At 70.5% G+C, this 15,877-nt stretch carries 12 protein-coding genes; 7 read left to right on the top strand and 5 right to left on the bottom strand.

What is annotated here, in order from left to right:
• The 5 genes from D3H34_RS34240 to D3H34_RS12055 form a co-directional block, all read left to right on the top strand.
• Nucleotides 1-244: hypothetical protein (locus D3H34_RS34240; RefSeq protein WP_205736717.1), on the top strand; the 244-nt coding region annotated here is incomplete at its 5' end.
• A 196-nt stretch (nt 245-440) separates the two neighbouring features.
• Nucleotides 441-1,100, top strand: coding sequence for a YiaD family glycine zipper/OmpA-like lipoprotein (locus tag D3H34_RS12040; protein ID WP_062480790.1), 660 nt, complete (start codon nt 441-443; stop codon nt 1,098-1,100).
• A gap of 87 nt (nt 1,101-1,187) precedes the next feature.
• Nucleotides 1,188-1,745: an OmpA family protein gene (locus D3H34_RS12045; RefSeq protein WP_119553695.1), complete on the top strand. Its 558-nt coding sequence runs from the start codon at nt 1,188-1,190 to the stop codon at nt 1,743-1,745.
• Between the two features lie 190 nt (nt 1,746-1,935).
• Complete coding sequence (locus D3H34_RS12050; RefSeq protein ID WP_167481178.1) at nt 1,936-2,862, top strand: helix-turn-helix domain-containing protein; 927 nt, start codon at nt 1,936-1,938, stop codon at nt 2,860-2,862.
• Nucleotides 2,863-3,019: 157 nt separating this feature from the next.
• Nucleotides 3,020-3,499, top strand: a complete 480-nt coding sequence (locus D3H34_RS12055; protein ID WP_119553697.1) for a 2,4'-dihydroxyacetophenone dioxygenase family protein — start codon at nt 3,020-3,022, stop codon at nt 3,497-3,499.
• Between the two features lie 8 nt (nt 3,500-3,507).
• Here D3H34_RS12055 and D3H34_RS12060 read toward each other — a convergent pair whose 3' ends face one another.
• From D3H34_RS12060 to D3H34_RS12080, 4 genes are all read right to left on the bottom strand, one after another.
• The gene (locus tag D3H34_RS12060; protein ID WP_119553698.1) at nt 3,508-4,134 is read right to left on the bottom strand and encodes a response regulator transcription factor; all 627 of its coding nucleotides are present in this window, start codon (nt 4,132-4,134) and stop codon (nt 3,508-3,510) included.
• A 127-nt stretch (nt 4,135-4,261) separates the two neighbouring features.
• Nucleotides 4,262-6,337 (bottom strand): ATP-binding protein, encoded by a 2,076-nt coding sequence (locus tag D3H34_RS12070; RefSeq protein ID WP_119553699.1) that lies wholly within the window; start codon nt 6,335-6,337, stop codon nt 4,262-4,264.
• Nucleotides 6,338-6,339: 2 nt separating this feature from the next.
• The gene (locus tag D3H34_RS12075) at nt 6,340-7,158 is read right to left on the bottom strand and encodes a carbon-nitrogen hydrolase family protein (protein WP_119553700.1); all 819 of its coding nucleotides are present in this window, start codon (nt 7,156-7,158) and stop codon (nt 6,340-6,342) included.
• Entirely contained in the window at nt 7,155-11,309 is a 4,155-nt protein-coding gene (locus D3H34_RS12080) for a YhdP family protein (protein ID WP_119553701.1), read from the bottom strand. The genes D3H34_RS12075 and D3H34_RS12080 overlap by 4 nt, the downstream gene beginning before the upstream one ends.
• Before the next feature lie 25 nt (nt 11,310-11,334).
• Between D3H34_RS12080 and glnE the strand changes: the two genes are divergently transcribed.
• Complete coding sequence (gene glnE / locus D3H34_RS12085) at nt 11,335-14,130, top strand: bifunctional [glutamate--ammonia ligase]-adenylyl-L-tyrosine phosphorylase/[glutamate--ammonia-ligase] adenylyltransferase (protein WP_119553702.1); 2,796 nt, start codon at nt 11,335-11,337, stop codon at nt 14,128-14,130.
• Nucleotides 14,131-14,332: 202 nt separating this feature from the next.
• Complete coding sequence (locus D3H34_RS12090) at nt 14,333-15,358, top strand: septal ring lytic transglycosylase RlpA family protein (RefSeq protein WP_286185655.1); 1,026 nt, start codon at nt 14,333-14,335, stop codon at nt 15,356-15,358.
• 21 nt (nt 15,359-15,379) lie between these two features.
• On the opposite strand, the gene D3H34_RS12095 is transcribed toward D3H34_RS12090, so the two are convergent.
• A complete protein-coding gene (locus D3H34_RS12095; RefSeq protein WP_119553704.1) occupies nt 15,380-15,847 on the bottom strand; it encodes a carboxymuconolactone decarboxylase family protein in 468 nt (155 codons plus the stop codon).
• Between the last annotated feature and the right edge of the window lie 30 nt (nt 15,848-15,877).

Below are 15,877 nucleotides of genomic sequence, written 5' to 3' on the forward strand. Positions count from 1 at the left end.
GTCGGGGGCGCGGGGGCCGAAGGAACAGCCGGCGAGCGTTGCTACGATCGCAAGCCCAACCAGCCACTGGAGTCCATTTCTCATGGGTTTGATTCTGCTTGAAGCCCTCGCCGCGGGACTCGTCCTGATCTTGATCATCTGGTGGACCATGTTTTCCGGGCGCAACAAGGGTGAATTGCATGACGAACCCGACGCCGACCCCGGCGCCGAGCGTCCGGACCAGGATCCGCCGCCCAAAGTGTGAATTGCTCGTGTAGTCGCACGCTGCAGGCCGCTGTCGGACAAGCACCCTGTTGCTACAACTTTAGTAGCAATCATCGCAGTATTTACGCGCGATGGCGAAAGTTTTCTTATTTTCCGTAGGGCTTTGAGCACGTACCATCGCGTACCCGTCGGGGGCTAAGCTGTGGCCCGTTTGATTCAACCTGAAAGGGATCGCCATGAAAAAGTTCGTTCTTGCAACCACCGCAGCCGCCCTCGTCCTGTCCGGTTGTGCCGGCGGCATGACTGACACGCAGCGCAACACCGGCATCGGCGCCGGCATCGGCGCCCTGGGCGGCGCCGCGATCGGCTCGGCCACCGGCGGCAACCGCGGTGCCATCGGCACGGGCGCGGTGGTCGGCGCGGCAGCCGGCGCGCTCGGCGGCTACCTGTGGTCGCAGCGCATGGAAAACCAGAAGCGCCAGATGGAAGCCGCCACGCAGGGCACCGGCGTGGCCGTGACGCAGACGGCCAACAACGAGCTGAAGCTCGCCATTCCGAGCGACGTGTCGTTCGACGTGGGCCGCTCCAACATCAAGTCGAACTTCGCGCCCGTGCTCGACCAGTTCGCCAACGGCCTGCGCAACAACCCGAACGCCGAGGTGCGCATCATCGGCCACACCGACAGCACCGGCTCCGACGCCATCAACAACCCGCTGTCGGTGGACCGCGCCGCCAGCACGCGCGACTACCTGGTGGCGCGCGGCGTGAGCGCCGCGGCATTCCGCATCGAAGGCCGCGGCTCGCACGAGCCGGTGGCCGACAACAACAGCGACGCCGGCCGGGCACAGAACCGCCGCGTCGAGATCTACGTGGGCGAACGCGCGCAGCGCGGCTGATCGCAGCCCGCCCCCATCGGGAAACCGGCCGCATCGAACGGCCGGTTCCCGCCCCGGTTTTCAATGGTCCAAGCAGAGGGAAAATTCATGAGGAAGTTTGTTGTGTCCAGCGCGGCGATGGCCGCAGTGTTGTTCATCGCGGGTTGCGCATCGTCGCCCCCACCCGCCGAAGCGCCGCCCGCACAGCAGGCCGCTCCGGCCAACAGCTGGACCGCCCGCCTGGACGCGCTGAAGGCCGAACTCGAAAGCTCCACCAAGGGCACCGGCGTGGTGATCGAGCAGACCACCGACAACCAGCTTCACGTCGTGATTCCGAATGAACTCTCGTTCGACACCGGCCGCGCCAACGTCAAGCGCAACCTCGCGCAGGTGCTGGACAAGGTCGCCGAGGGCCTGAAGAACGCCACAACCGCCAGCCTGCGCGTGGTCGGCCACACCGACAGCACGGGCAGCGAGGAAGGCAACGAACGCCTCTCGGTGAGCCGCGCCGACAGCGTGCGCAACCACCTGGTGGGCCGCGGCGTGTCGACCACCGTGATCACCACCGACGGCCGCGGTTCGCGCGAGCCGCTGGCGGACAACGGCACGGCCGCCGGCCGCGCGCAAAACCGCCGCGTCGAAATCTTCGTCGCCGAGAAAATCTGAGCGTCGGGGCTGCACGCACGTCGCGCGGCCCCGCTTCTTTTTCTGAAACGCTGAGAAGCGACAGGCGCGGCGCCGTCAGGAAATCCCGCATCAGGGCACGGCACCGCCGGCCCTAACATCGCGGCCTGCACGCCAGGCGGCGCGCGCCATGCGCGCCATGCGCGCCGGGCGGACACGAGAGGAGACTCCGATGAACGCCATCGCGCCGGCCCCATCGCACGCCGCACCCCACTTCGCCCCGGACATCATCGCCGCGGGCACCGGCGCGCGCCCCCACTACCTCGTGACAGGCGGCGATCAGCTGTTCGCCGCCCGCTGGCAGCAGGAGGCGTGCTGGCTGCCCTTTCACGGCGCGGCGCATCACGTGCTGGTGCTGCACGAAAACGGCAGCACGGCGGTGCGCAAGTACGAGCGCGGCAAGCTCGTCGCCTCGCGTTCGCGACTGGGCACCGTGAGCTTCATCCCCTGCGACGGCACCGAATGGGAAATCGGCGGGCGCTGCGGCGTGGTGCACCTGTACATCGGACAAGCGCTGATCGCGCGTGTCGCGGCCGAGGAAGACCTGGGGCCGGCGGTGGAGATCGACCCCTTCTTCGCGATCCGCGATCCCTGGCTGCAGGGCTTCTTCCAGATGCTTGTGAGCGAGGTGGAGCTGTACGGCACCGTACCCATGAGCCCCGATTCGTTGCTGCTCTCGCAGAGCCAGCACCTGCTGGCCCATCACCTCGTGCGGCGCCACTCGGCCTCGGGGCGCGGCGTGCTGCCGCGCACGGAGGGCATGCGCCGGCAGCCGACGCTGACGCCACGGCAGTTGCGCCGGGTGACCGAGCACATTGACGCGCACCTGGCCACGCCGCTGGGCCTGGCCGACCTGGCAGGGCTGGTGCACCTGTCGCAGGACCACTTCATCCGCAGCTTCAAGGCGGCCAGCGGCATGGCGCCCTACCAGTACCTGCTGCGCCGCCGCCTGGAGGGCGCCGCCGAACTGCTGCGCACCAGCGACCTGCCCGTCGAGGCCGTGGCCCAACGCATGGGCTTCGGCAGCCCCGCCTACTTCTCGACGCGCTTCCGTGCGTTCCTCGGCGTGGCGCCGAGCGCCTACCGCCGCATGCGCTGAGCAAGCGGCGCGACGCGACGCAGCGCGGCCACTTGCGCAAAAGCGCGCAGCTTTCGACATCCCGTGCTTCGTTGGCGCCGACCGGCCCTGGCGTGAGAAGCCGCTCCTAGACTGGCTTCGCAGGCCGATCCCGGCCGCATCACCCCACGGAGACACCATGACCCTGACCGCCCTGAAAGCCACGCCGCCCGCCAGCGCCGCCCACGCGCGCATCACGCTGCCCTATCCGCATTTCCAGAAACTCGAGAGCTATCCGTGGAAGCCATGGGTCATGCCCGGCGTGGCCTACAAGCTGCTGAGCATCAACCGGCGCAGCGGCGGCTTCACCTGCCTGCTGAAGGTCGATCCCGGCACCGAGGCACCGGTCCACCATCACCTGGGCGCCATCGAAGTGATCGTGCTCGAGGGCGACATCTACTACGAACGCAACGACATCGGCCGCCCGGGCGACTACATGTACGAGCCCGCCGGCGACATCCATCAGCCCCGCTCCGACGGCGGCTGCGTGCTGTTCTGCGTGTTCGAGGGCGCCATTGCCGGCCTGGGCGAAGACGGCAACGTCGTCGGCATTCTCGACAGCCGCAGCATGCTCGAGATGGCCACGCGAGACGGCGCCGCGCAACACGTGCACAGCTGATCTGCGGGCTAGAGCTCCCGCAGGCGGTTGGCCAGCTCCACCGCCGACTTCACTTCCATCTTCTCGAACACGCGCGCGCGGTGGACTTCCACCGTGCGCACGCTGATCGCGAGCTGGTCGGCGATGAGCTTGTTCGGCAGGCCCTCGACCACGAGCCGCATCACGTCGCGCTCGCGGTCGGTCAGCTCGGCGATGCGGTCGGCCAGGCTGCGCCGCACGCGCTGCACCTCGAGGGCGCGCTGCGACATGCCCAGCGCCTGCTCGATGCGGTCGACCAGCGCGTTGTCCGAGAACGGCTTCTCGCAGAAATCGAAGGCCCCGCGCTTGACCGCCTCGACGGCGGTGGGCACGTCGGCATGGCCGGTCAGGAAGATCACCGGCATCTCGGCCAGCAGGCCGCGTTCGGCCAGCCGGTCGAACAGCACCAGCCCGCTCATGCCGGGCATGCGCACGTCCAGCAGCAGACAGCGCGGCTGATCGGGCAGCGGCGCCTCGGCCAGGTACTGCTCGAAGGCCTCGGCGCTGCCGAAGTGCTCGCTGGCCAGCCGGCGCGAACGCAGCAGCCAGGCCAGCGCCTCGCGCACGCTGGCGTCGTCGTCCACGATAAAGATCAAGCCATCGATCAGCGGTTGCATCTCAATTCCAAAAACGAATGCGAGCCCTTCGAGGGACACCGCGGAACCGGCTTCGCCGGGCCGCTGGTGTCGCCCCCGGCGAGGGGGAAGGAGAAGCGACACGAAGTGCGCGAAGCCTGGGGGTGAATCATGCACTCGGCAGCGTGAAGCGAAAGACGGTGCCGCGCGGCTTGTTGGGCTCGAACACCAGCGCACCGCCATGTTGCTCCACCACCGTGCGGCACAGGCTCAGGCCCAGGCCCATGCCGTCAGGGCGCGTGGTGAAGAAGGGCGTGAACAGGCGCGCCGCCACCTCGTCGCTGATGCCGCAGCCCATGTCGGCCACGGAGAACTCGAGCCAGCGCCGGCCATCGGCCGGCACGGCGGTGGCGCCCACGGGCAGGGCGCGTGCCACGCGCAGGCGCAGCACGCGGCTGCCGGGGCCGTGGTCGCCGCCGTCCATGGCCTGCATGGCGTTGCGCGCCAGGTTCAGCAGCACCTGCTCGACCAGCGTGCGGTCGCACACCACGGCGGGCAGGCGCTCTTCGAAGACGAGCTCGATCGTCACGTCGAGCTTGCGTGCCTGCAGCCGCACCAGCGGCAGCACGGCATCGATCAGCGCCTGCGGCGCCACGGCCTCGCGCATGCGGTCGCGCCGGCGCACGAAGTCGTGCACGCTACGGATCACCTGGCCCGCGCGGTCGGCCTGCTCGGCGATGCGCTTCACGGCCATGGCCACCTCGGCCTGCTCGCCGCGGGCATCGGGCCCGATCAGGTTGAGCGAGCCGGTGGCGTAGCTGGCAATGGCGGCCAGCGGCTGGGTGAGCTCGTGGCTCAGCAGCGAGGCCATCTCGCCCACGGTCGCCAGGCGCGCGCTGGCCTGCAGGCGCTCCTGGCTGGCGCGCGAGAGTTCCTCGATGCGGCGCTGTTCGCTCAGGTCGAGGAAGGCGCTCATCCAGCCGGTCTGCACCTTGTGCGCGTTGATCAGCGGCGCCTCGAAGATCAGCACCGGAAAGCGCGTGCCGTCCTTGCGCATGAAAACCGATTCGAAGCCCTCGCGCGGCGGCAGGCCGCCCGCGAACCGGCGCGTCTGCCGCAGGTGGTACTCGTGCGCCAGCTCGGTCGGCCAGTACGGCGCCTCGACGCTGTCGGCCATGAGTTCTTCGGGTGTGAAGCCGACCATCTCGCAGAAAGCCGGGTTGACGTAGGTGATGCGGCCCTGCAGGTCGCGCGCGCGCAGGCCGGTGACGACCGAGTCTTCCATCGCCTTGCGAAAGGCCAGCGCGTCGGCCAGGCCGCGCTCGGCGCGAAGGCGGCGGCGGGTGTCGCGCGCCAGCAGGATCAGCACCGACACGAGCGCGATCGAGATCGCCGTGACCAGCGCGGTGAGCATGTTGGGGAACAGGTCGGGCGCGGCGCGCCAGCCGTCCACGCGCAGCATCAGCGAGGCGCCCGGCAGTTCGATGCGCTGCTGCGAGGTGAACACGCGCGTGCCGATGCGCCGCGAGGTGCCCAGCGCCACCAGCCGCGTGCCGTCGGCCTCGGTGAAGGCGACCTCCTGGCCGCGCGTGAGCGTGGGGCCGACCAGCTCGATCAGCGTGTCGCGCAGCGAATAGCTCGCCACCAGGTAGTCGCCCGCGTCCATCGGCAGGCACAGCTCCATCACCTCGACGCCGCCGCCACCGGCCACGGGCACATAGTGACTGGGCGAATAGGCGGGCGCGCCGGCCTTGCGCGCGGTGGCGCAGGCCTGCACCACGTCGGCCTGCGCGGGGCCCCGGGTGTTCTCCTCGAGCAGGCGCATGCGGTAGGGCGTGTTCACGGCCTCGATCGGCTGCAGTTCGGCGTCGCGCCATTCGAGCCGCAGCCATTCGCGGTGCTCGCGCAGCTGCGCCGCCGCGCGGTCGGCCCAGTGCGCGCGCTCCATGCCCGGCGCGAGCGTGGCGCGCAGGCTCTGGGCGTTGCGCTGCAGGCCGCTGCGCAGGTCGACGACGGCGTCGGCGGTGTCGCGCTCGAGCGCCGCCTGCACCTGCTCGATCTCGTGCCGACCAGCCAGCCACACGACGGTGACCAGCAGCGCCGACACCAGCACCGCCAGCAGCAGCCAGAGGAACCAGCGCTGCCACAGCGAGCGCAGGCGCGCGAAGGCGACGACCCATGCCGGGCGCTGCCGCTGTTGTGGGGGCGGCGGCGGTGCGGGAACGTCCAGCGCCTCGTCGGCCATCGTCAGGCGAGCACGCGGTGCGTCAGCGCGGGCAACTGGGCGCGCGTGCGCTCGACCTGGCGGGCGTCGAGGTCGAACAGCACCACGCCCTCTTCGGCGGCCTGCTGCGCCACCACGGTGCCCCAGGGGTCGATGACCAGCGACTGGCCCCAGGTCTGGCGGCCGTTCTCGTGCGTGCCGCCCTGCGCGGGCGCGACCACCCAGGCCAGGTTCTCGATGGCGCGGGCGCGCAGCAGCACCTCCCAGTGCGCGGCGCCGGTGGTGCGCGTGAAGGCGCTGGGCACCAGCAGCAGGTCGGCGCCCTGCGCCGCCAGCGCGCGGTACAGCTCGGGAAAGCGCAGGTCGTAGCACACGCTCATGCCCACGCGCCAGGCGTGGCCGTCGCGCGAAGGCAGCTCGAACACCACGGGCTGCGCGCCCGGGGCGATGACGCGGCGCTCGTCGTAGCGCTCGGTGCCGTTGTCGAAGAAGAACAGGTGGATCTTGTCGTAGCGCGCCACGCACTTGCCGTCGGGCGAGAAGGCCAGCGAGCTGTTGAACACGTGGTCGGCGTCGTCGCTCTCGATGGGCAGCGTGCCGCCGACGATCCACAGGCCGAACTCGCGCGCCGCATCGGCCAGGAAGCCCTGCACGGTGCCGGCGCCGGCCGTCTCGCGCAGGCCGAGCTTGTCGGTGTCGCGCGCGCCCATCATGCAGAAATACTCGGGCAGCACCGCGAGCTCGGCGCCGTCGCGCGCCGCCTGCCCGAGCAGCGCGTGGGCCCGCACGAGGTTGGCTTCGCGGGTGATGGCGGACACCATCTGGATGGCTGCGACTTTCATTGCGTGGTCTCCGTTTTCTTGCCTTCGCCCGTGGTGGGCGCGCCCGGCAGGCCGGGCAGCAGCTGCAGCGAGCGCGGCACCTTGGCGATCTTCGGGTCGGCCCAGGTGCCTTCGACGTGGAACTCCTGCGTGGCGGCGGCCGCCAGCGGCTTGCTCAGCACCCACTGCGCGAGGAAAGTGCCCAGACCGATGGCCGGGTTGATGGCCGTGGCCACCAGCGCCGCGGTACCGGCGTTGATCTCGGGCACCACCACCACGCGCAGGTTCTGCGTCTCGCGCACGATGTCGGCCGAGCCGTCCATGAGCGCGGCGGCGTTGACGCCCTTCATCTGCAGGTTGTTGGTGCTGGCGATGCCCCGGTTGATCTTCGCGTCGCCGCGGATGAAGTCGAAGGCGAAGCCCTGGCTGAAGACGTCGCGGAAATCGAGCGTGAGCCGGCGCGGCAACGCCTGCAGGCTCAGCACGCCCAGCAGCTTGGCCAGGCCGGGGTCGGCCTTGAGAAACTGGCCCTGCTCCACGTCGACCTGCAGCTGGCCGCTCAGGCTCGGGTAGTCGAGCGAGAACGGCGAGCCGCGCCAGTTCACCTCGCCTTCGAGGCGGCCCTTGCCGCGCCGCAGCACGCCCGGCATGCCGAAGCGCGTGAGCAGGTCGCCGGCGTCGGCGATGTCGAGCTTGAAGTTCATGGCCGTGCGGCGCTGGCCTGCGCTCGCCCCGGCGGGCGCGGCCCACGTGCCCTTGGCGATGAAGGTGGCTTCGGGCACGCCGAACGCCAGCTTGTTGAGCAGCCATTCGCGCCCGCCCCGGTTGACGGCGTCGATCTCGGCGCGGCCCAGGCGCTTGCCCAAGAGCTCGAAGTCGTCGACCACGATGTCCAGCGCCGGCAGCGTGCCGGGTTGCTCGTCGAGCAGGGCCTCGACCTGCGTGGCCTCGGCCGGCGCGATCTTCAATCGGGCCAGCCGCGCGTAGAGCCTGCCGGCCTGGCTGTGGCTGTACTCGGCGTAGCCGCTCAGTTCGCTGGCGTCGACGTTGGCGCGCCACAGCGCCCCTTCGCGCGTGCCGCCGAGCACCACGTTGTGCAAGGTACGTCCCGCGATGCCCAGCTGCTGCGCGCGCACGGCGATGCGCGTGGGCAGATAGGCCAGGTCGGGATCGTCGGCGCGCTCGCCGGCGGCCGCTGCCGCGCCGGAGCCGACGAGCGTCTGCCAGGCGCCCATGTCGAGCTTGGCGATGTTGATGTTGGCGAACACGCCCCGGTCGGACGGCAAGGCCGTCTCGCCCGGCGCCAGCCCGATGCCGATGCCGCCGCGCAGCACGCGCGCCTCGCCCGTGGCCGACAGCTCGCGCACGTACTGGACCGTGCCGATGCGCCCGAGTTCGAGCGTCAGCTGGTCCTGCGTGGCGCGGCGGGCGTCGCGCGCCAGCACCTTCTTTTCGATGCGCAGCGGCATCTGCTCCTCGGCGGTCTTCACGAGCGGCGTCGGCAGTTGCAGTGCCAGCCCCTGCAGGCTGCTGGAGAGAGAGAACTCGGGCGTGTCGTCGCGCATCGAGAAGGTCGCGGCGTACGGCGTGCTGCCGGTGGCGTGCTTGGCCAGACGCGCGAGCCAGTCGACCTCGCGCGCGCCGCGCAGGCCTTCGGCGCTCGCCGTCCCCTGCGCCTTGAATGCCAGTTCACGCTGCGGCCCGCTGAAGCGGCCCTTGCCTTCGACGCGCACCTCGCCGCCCAGCAGGCGGGCCTGCACGCCGGCCAGCGAGAAGCCGGTGTCGGTGAAGTTGAGCGTGCCGCGCGCCTGCGTGAACGGCGGGGCCTCGGGCACCACCTGCAGCTCGTTGTCGGCCAACGTCACCGTCGCCTGCACCTTGGTGCTGTTGACGTTTTCCAGCGGCAGGTCGAGTCGCAGCTTGTAGTCGGCCGAGCCGGTGGCGCGCGCGTGCTGCAGGAAGGGGCCGGCCTCACCGGCCAGCGGTGCGCCCGCGCGCAGCACCTCGCCCAGCGGCCCCTTGGCCTGCGCGTCGACGCGCAGCAGCGCGGCGTGGTGCGACATGTCGGCGATCTGCGCCTCGGCCTTCGTGATCTCGACGCCGGGCGCGCCCGCGATGCGCCCGCGCGCATTACGCACCAGCATGCCCGCGCGCTCGAACACCAGCTCGCCCGACACCCCGGTGAGCGCCGGCCACACCGGCGGCGGCGCGGCGGGCGGGCCGGTGCGCGACGGCGGGGTCGCGGTGGCCGCCGCGAGCGAGGGCGGCACGTAGGCATAGTGGACATCCGACACCTTGGCCACGATGCGGAACTCGCCCTGCTTCGGGTCCATGAAGGGCATGTCGTGCAGGTCGCCGCGCACGCGGAAGTCGACACTGCTGGCCGTGCCCTTGATGACCGACTCGCGCACGTAGTCGCGCGTGTGCTGCGGGATGTCCAGCGGCAGGTAGCGGAACACGCGGGTGCCGTCGGCGCGCGTGAGCTTGCCCTGCAGGTCGAGCACGCCGGGGTGCTGCGCGCGGCTGCTCGAGGTGGCCGGGTCGCTGGTGCGCCAGGTGGCCTCGGCCTCGCCTTCGGCGTCGACGTTGGCGAAGCGCAGCTTCGACATCTGCACCTGCATGGCGCCGTTGTCGAGCTTCCACTGGAGCTGGGTCGAGAGCCGGTCGATGGGGATGACCGGGTCTTCGAACACGCCGGGGAATTCGAGCGTGCCCTTGGCCATGGCCAGCGTGGCGGTGCCGCCCGTGTGGCTGGCATCGAAGTCGAGCGTGGCGCCGCTGAGGCCGGGGGTGCCGGGGTGGATGCGGGGCGGCGCGGCAGCGGTGCCCGCCGGTGCCGAAGTGGTTGGCGTGGTCGGCGCCGGGGTGGCCGTGGCGGCCGGCGCCGGCTGCGATGCCACGCGCAGCCCGCTGACCCGGCCCTTGGCCTGGTAGCGCGCGATCGCGTCGGGCGCGCCCTGCCAGTTCATGTCGATGCGCTCGACCAGGCCGCGCGGCGCATAGGCGCCCAACAGGCGGTGCGTAGCCTCGCCCAGCGGCAGGCGGTCGGCGATGAGGGCCAGCGCCGCGAGATCGAGCCGGTCGGCCTTCAGCGCGCCGTGCTCGGGCGTGCGGCCCTTGGCCGGTGTGTGCTGCAGCCACAGGTTGCCGCCGGGCCAGCGCAGGCCGTCGACGGTGTCGAACTGCAGCGCGGTGGTCGAGAACTCGAAGGTGTCGGCGTTCAGCTGCCCCGCCAGCCGTCCGGTGACGGCGCGCAACACCAGCGGCTGCAACCCCTTGCCGAGCGAAGCGTCGACGCGGTTCAGTCCCAGGTCGGCGGCACCGCCGACGACGCGCCCGTCGTCCACGTCGGCCCACACGCGCAGCGCGCCGTTGCCTTCGCGGATGCGTGCGTCGAGCGAGACGTACTGGCCGAGCCGGGTGACGTCGATGTAGGGCAGGTCGGCATAGAGCTGGCCGTCCCAGGTCTGCCAGTGGCCGCTGCGCAGCGACAGCAGCGGCTGGCGGAACTGGCCGCGCAGCGTGAAGCGCTCGCCCCAACCGGCCGGCGGCGTGGCGTCCAGCCGCAGGCCGTGGCGGCGCGCGCCGTTGCGGGCCACGAAGCTCACGTCGGTCAGCAAGAGCGGCTCGGCACCGCGCTGCTCGTCGGTCCAGCGCACGGTGCCGCCCGCGATGACGAACTCGCGCTGCGCGAAAAACCAGTCGGCGGCGCGGGTTTCTCCGGTCGTATCGGTCTCCATGTGCAATCCAGCCACATGGAGTTTTCCCTGAGTGTCGCGGCGCACATCGAGCTGCGGGCCCTCGATGTAGAGCTGCTCGAAATTGAGGCGCCACAGCGACCGCGGCGACACGCTCGCCACCACGCGCACGAGGCGAAGCGCCTCGCGCTGGTCTGCGTCCTGCAGCACCACGTCGCGCAGTTCGAAGGCCGGGAATAGCCCTTCGGAGCGGGCGGTGATGGCGCCGATGCGCACCGGGACACCGATGGCCTTGCTAGCCTGCGCCTCGAGTGCACCGCGAAAATCGCCGATTCGCGGCACAATCCACGCGTGCAGGACCACGACTGACAGCGCCAGCAGAAGCCACGCAGCGAGAAGCAGACCCAATAGCCAGCGCGCTGTCACAGCGGTGATTTGGAGCAGACGTGAAGGGGAAGACGCCGTGTCGTTCATTGAGGATCGCGCTGTGTCGGGAATTATGACCGCCAGCCTTGAGCCGGGTTCCGCGCCAACCCACACCAGTGTGAATCAGTTGCCATCCAATCCGACGCCTCCCGCGTTTTCCTCCAGTTCCCGATTCGTCCAGCGGCTGCGCCGCCGCTATGCGGCCGAGCTCGACCTGCTGCCGCCCGGCGAGCCCCGGCGCGAATCGATGACCGTCGCCTACGACGCCCTGCGCGTACGCGGCGTGGCCGTGGGCGATGCGCTGCGCATCGTGCGGCAGCTCACGATGGAACGTCTGGTCACACTCGATTGCGACCAGCAGGCCCCGCTCGCGGTGGTGACCACCGCCGTCACCGAGCTGGCCGAACTGGCGCTGGACATCGCCTGCCAGGACGCCTGCCACGAACTCGACGCCCAGCACGGCGCGCCGCTCGGCCCCGAAGGGCAGCGCTCGCAGCTGTGGGTGATCGGCATGGGCAAGCTCGGCGCGCGCGAACTCAACGTGTCCAGCGACATCGACCTGATCTACCTGTACGACGTCGACGGCGAGACGGCCGGCGATGCCGACGGGCGCGGCAAGCTCTCGAACCAGGAGTACTTCGCGCGCGCCGTGAAGCGCATCTATGCGCTGGTGGGCGACGTGACCGAACACGGCTTCGTGTTCCGTGTCGATCTGGCGCTGCGGCCCAACGGCAACTCGGGCCCGAGCGTGGTCTCGCTCGATGCGCTCGAAGAGTATTTCCAGGTGCAGGGCCGCGAATGGGAGCGCTTTGCCTGGATGAAAAGCCGCGTGGTCGCGCCGCGCGACGTGGTGCTCGGCGGCCATGCCCAGGCGCTGCGCAACGTGGTGCTGCCCTTCGTGTTCCGCCGCTACCTCGACTACAGCGTGTTCGACTCGCTGCGCATCCTGCACCGGCAGATCCGCGAGCAGTCGGCGCGCCGCAGTGCCGGACGCCCCGAGCGCGCGAACGACGTGAAGCTCTCGCGCGGCGGGATCCGCGAAATCGAATTCACCGTGCAGCTCCTGCAGGTGGTGCGCGGCGGCCAGTTCCCCGAACTGCGCACCCGCCCCACGCTCGATGCCCTGCAGCGGCTGGCACGCGCCAACCTCATGCCGCAGGACACGGCCGACACGCTGGCCGCGGCCTACGAGTTTCTGCGCCGCGTGGAGCACCGCATCCAGTACCTCGACGACCAGCAGACCCACGTGCTGCCGGTCAACGACGACGACCTGCGCTGGATCGCGCAGTCGATGGGCTATGCCGACTGCTGCCCCTTCCTCGAGCAGCTCGACACGCACCGCGAGTTCGTGGCCCAGGAATTCGACAAGCTGCTGGGCGGCGAAAAGCCCTGCAACGGCAAGTGCAACGGCAAGAAGGCCGCGGCGCCCGCCGACCTGGTCGACCTGCTCGACGACCTGCCGCCCGCGTTCGCCGAACGCATCCGCGACTGGTGCGAAACGCCGCGCGTGCTCGCCTTGCGCGAAGAAACGCGCGGCCGCCTGCGCCAGCTGGTGCAGCGCACCGGCCAGTGGCTGAAGGAGCCCGACGGCGACGGCGCGGGACAGACACCACGCCACGTCGATGCCGCCATGCGCTGGGCCGACTGGATCGAGCCGCTGATGCGCCGCGAAAGCTACCTGGCGCTGCTGGTCGAACGCCCCGCCGTGCAGGAGCGCCTGCTGCGCCTGCTGGGCGCCGCGAAATGGCCGGCGCGCTACCTGATGCAGCACCCCGGCGTGATCGACGAACTCGCGAGCGACGAGATGCTCTCGGGCCGCTTCGTCGCCGAGGAGTTCGAGCGCGAGCTGGAAGCGCGCCACACCTCGCTCACCCGCACCGGTGAGGCCGATGAAGAGCGCCTGCTGAACCTGCTGCGCCACGCCCACCACGCCGAGGTGTTCCGCACGCTGGCGCGCGACGTGGACGGCCGCATCACCGTCGAGCAGGTGGCCGACGACCTCAGCGCACTGGCCGACACCACGCTGCGCGTGACCGCACGCTGGTGCTGGCCGCATGTGCGCAACCGCCATCGCGAGGTGGCGCAGTTCGCCATCATCGGCTACGGCAAGCTGGGCGGCAAAGAGCTGGGCTACGGCAGCGACCTGGACATCGTGTTCGTCTACGACGATGACGACGAGCGCGCCGGCGAGGTCTACGCGGCCTACGTGCGCAAGCTCATCAACTGGCTCACCGTGAAGACGCGCGAGGGCGACCTCTTCGAAATCGACACCGCGCTGCGGCCCAACGGCAACTCGGGCCTGCTCACCACCAGCTTCGAGGCCTACGAGAAGTACCAGCTCGGGCGCGGCAGCAACACCGCCTGGACCTGGGAGCACCAGGCCATGACGCGCGCGCGCTTCGTGCTCGGCAGCGAAGACCACGGCGCCGAACTCGGCGCGCGTTTCGACCAGGTGCGCGAGGCCGTGCTCGTGGCCCCGCGCGACCGCGAGGCGCTGAAGGCCGAGATCATCGGCATGCGCAACAAGCTGCGCGGCGCCCGCCCCGTCAAGGCCGACCGCTTCGACGTGAAGCACAGCCCCGGCGGCATGGTCGATGCCGAGTTCGCGGTGCAGTTCCTGGTGCTGTCGGCCTCGGGCGCGCACCCCGAGCTGATTCCCAACCTGGGCAACATCGCGCTGCTGCTGCGCGCCGAACAGGCCGGGCTGCTGCCCGAAGGCGTGGGCCGCGACGCGGCCAAGGCCTACCGCGAGCTGCGCCGCGTGCAGCACACTGCGCGCCTGAACGAAGAACCGACGCAGGTCACGCCACCTGCCCTGAGCGCCGAGCGCGACGCCATGCTGGCGCTGTGGAAGGCGGTCTTTGGCTGAATTGGCTCACCCCCAGGCTGCGCGCACTGCGTGTCGCTTCGCCAACCCCCTCACCGGGGGCAACACCAGCGGCCCGGCAGAGCCGGTTCCGCGGTGTTTCTGGCACGGGCCCCATCGACAACGAGTAGCCGCAGCGTGTGCGGTCGCCTTCGCCGTACTTCTCGCGGGCTGCGCCAGCGGGCCGCGTAGCAGCGGTGGCGGCGTGGCCAGCGGGCGTGACGGCCCCGGCACCAACATCCCCGCCGACCTCGACCGCGTGCCCGACGCCGAGCCGCGCATCGAGGCCATCCGCAGCAGCGGCGGCACCAGCAAGCCCTACACGGTGCTGGGCCGCGGCTACCAGCCGATCACCGACGACCGGCCGTTCCGCGAATCGGGCATCGCCTCGTGGTACGGCCGCAAGTTCCATGCGGCCTCCACCGCCAGCGGCGAGCCCTACGACATGTACGCCATGACGGCCGCGCACAAGACGCTGCCGCTGCCGAGCTATGTGCGCGTGCGCAACCCGGCCAACGGGCGCGAAGTGATCGTGCGGGTGAACGACCGCGGCCCTTTCGTGGACGGCCGCGTCATCGACCTCAGCTACACGGCCGCACTGAAGCTCGACCTGCTGCGCGGCGTGGCGCCGGTGGAAATCGAACGCATCACCAACGAAGACATTCGCACGGGTGCGTGGCGGCGCGATGCGGGCACGGCCTATGCCGCGGCACCTGTACCGACGCCAACTCCTGCGCCCCGGGTGGCCGCAGCGCCGGTGGCCGTGCCGTCGGCCTGGGTGGCGCCTGTCGCAATGACGGCCGCTGCGCCTGCGGCACCTGCAACTCCTGCGGCGACGATGCCCGTGGCACCACAGACGCCCGTGATGGCCTCCGCACCGTCGGAGCCCGAAGCACCGGCCGGACCGCGTGAAGCGATGGTGGTGACCGACCTCGCACCGCTGGCCCCGCTCTCGGCGCCCGCGGCCGCATCGACGCCTTCGTCCGCCGCTGCCACCTCCGGCTTCTGGGTGCAACTCGGCGCCTTCCGCGAACGCGATGGCGCCGAGACCTTGAGAAGCCAGGCGGCACGCGGCCTGCCAACGCTGGCACCGCAGCTGCGCGTGTTCAGCGAAGCCGGCACGCATCGACTGCAGGCCGGGCCGTTCCCGTCGCGCAATGCAGCGGGCGAAGCCGTCACGCAACTGCGCGACAACCTGCGCATCGCACCGATGGTGGTGGAGCGGCGCTGACGCGCGCCACTGCGTTCAGGCTCAGGGCATCGCCTTGGGCACGACCTGCGAACGCAGGCCCACACCCAGGCGGTTCCAGGCGTTGATCTGTGCCACGGCGAGCGAGAGCTCGACGATTTCCTGGTCGCTGAACACGGCCTTCAGGGCTTCGAATTCGGTGTCGCGCTCGGCGTGATGGTCGGCCAGGCGCGTCAGCGTCTCGGCCCAGTCGAGCGCCGCACGCTCGCGTTCGTTGAAAAGGCTCACCTCGCGCCAAGTGGCAAGGCTGTTGATGCGCTGCCAGTCTTCGCCCTGCACGCGAAGGTCGCGCACGTGCATGTCCAGGCAGTAGGCGCAGCCGTTGATCTGCGAGACGCGGGCAAAGACGAGGTCGATCAGCACCTTGCCGAGCGTGCTCGACTCGAAGCTGCCGTTGACGGCGATCATGGCCTGGAAGGACTTCGGGGCGAACTTGGTCCAGGCGAGACGGAGGGCGGGGGCTTGGCTCATGGCATGTACTCCAGGGTGGTGGGTGAAGAA

The organism is Acidovorax cavernicola, assembly GCF_003581445.1.

Coding starts and splice junctions, on each gene's coding strand:
- D3H34_RS12040 (WP_062480790.1), top strand. CDS start 441: ATGAAAAAGTTCGTTCTTGCAACCACCGCAGCCGCCCTCGTCCTGTCC.
- D3H34_RS12045 (WP_119553695.1), top strand. CDS start 1,188: ATGAGGAAGTTTGTTGTGTCCAGCGCGGCGATGGCCGCAGTGTTGTTC.
- D3H34_RS12050 (WP_167481178.1), top strand. CDS start 1,936: ATGAACGCCATCGCGCCGGCCCCATCGCACGCCGCACCCCACTTCGCC.
- D3H34_RS12055 (WP_119553697.1), top strand. CDS start 3,020: ATGACCCTGACCGCCCTGAAAGCCACGCCGCCCGCCAGCGCCGCCCAC.
- D3H34_RS12060 (WP_119553698.1), bottom strand. CDS start 4,134: ATGCAACCGCTGATCGATGGCTTGATCTTTATCGTGGACGACGACGCC.
- D3H34_RS12070 (WP_119553699.1), bottom strand. CDS start 6,337: ATGGCCGACGAGGCGCTGGACGTTCCCGCACCGCCGCCGCCCCCACAA.
- D3H34_RS12075 (WP_119553700.1), bottom strand. CDS start 7,158: ATGAAAGTCGCAGCCATCCAGATGGTGTCCGCCATCACCCGCGAAGCC.
- D3H34_RS12080 (WP_119553701.1), bottom strand. CDS start 11,309: ATGAACGACACGGCGTCTTCCCCTTCACGTCTGCTCCAAATCACCGCT.
- glnE (WP_119553702.1), top strand. CDS start 11,335: ATGACCGCCAGCCTTGAGCCGGGTTCCGCGCCAACCCACACCAGTGTG.
- D3H34_RS12095 (WP_119553704.1), bottom strand. CDS start 15,847: ATGAGCCAAGCCCCCGCCCTCCGTCTCGCCTGGACCAAGTTCGCCCCG.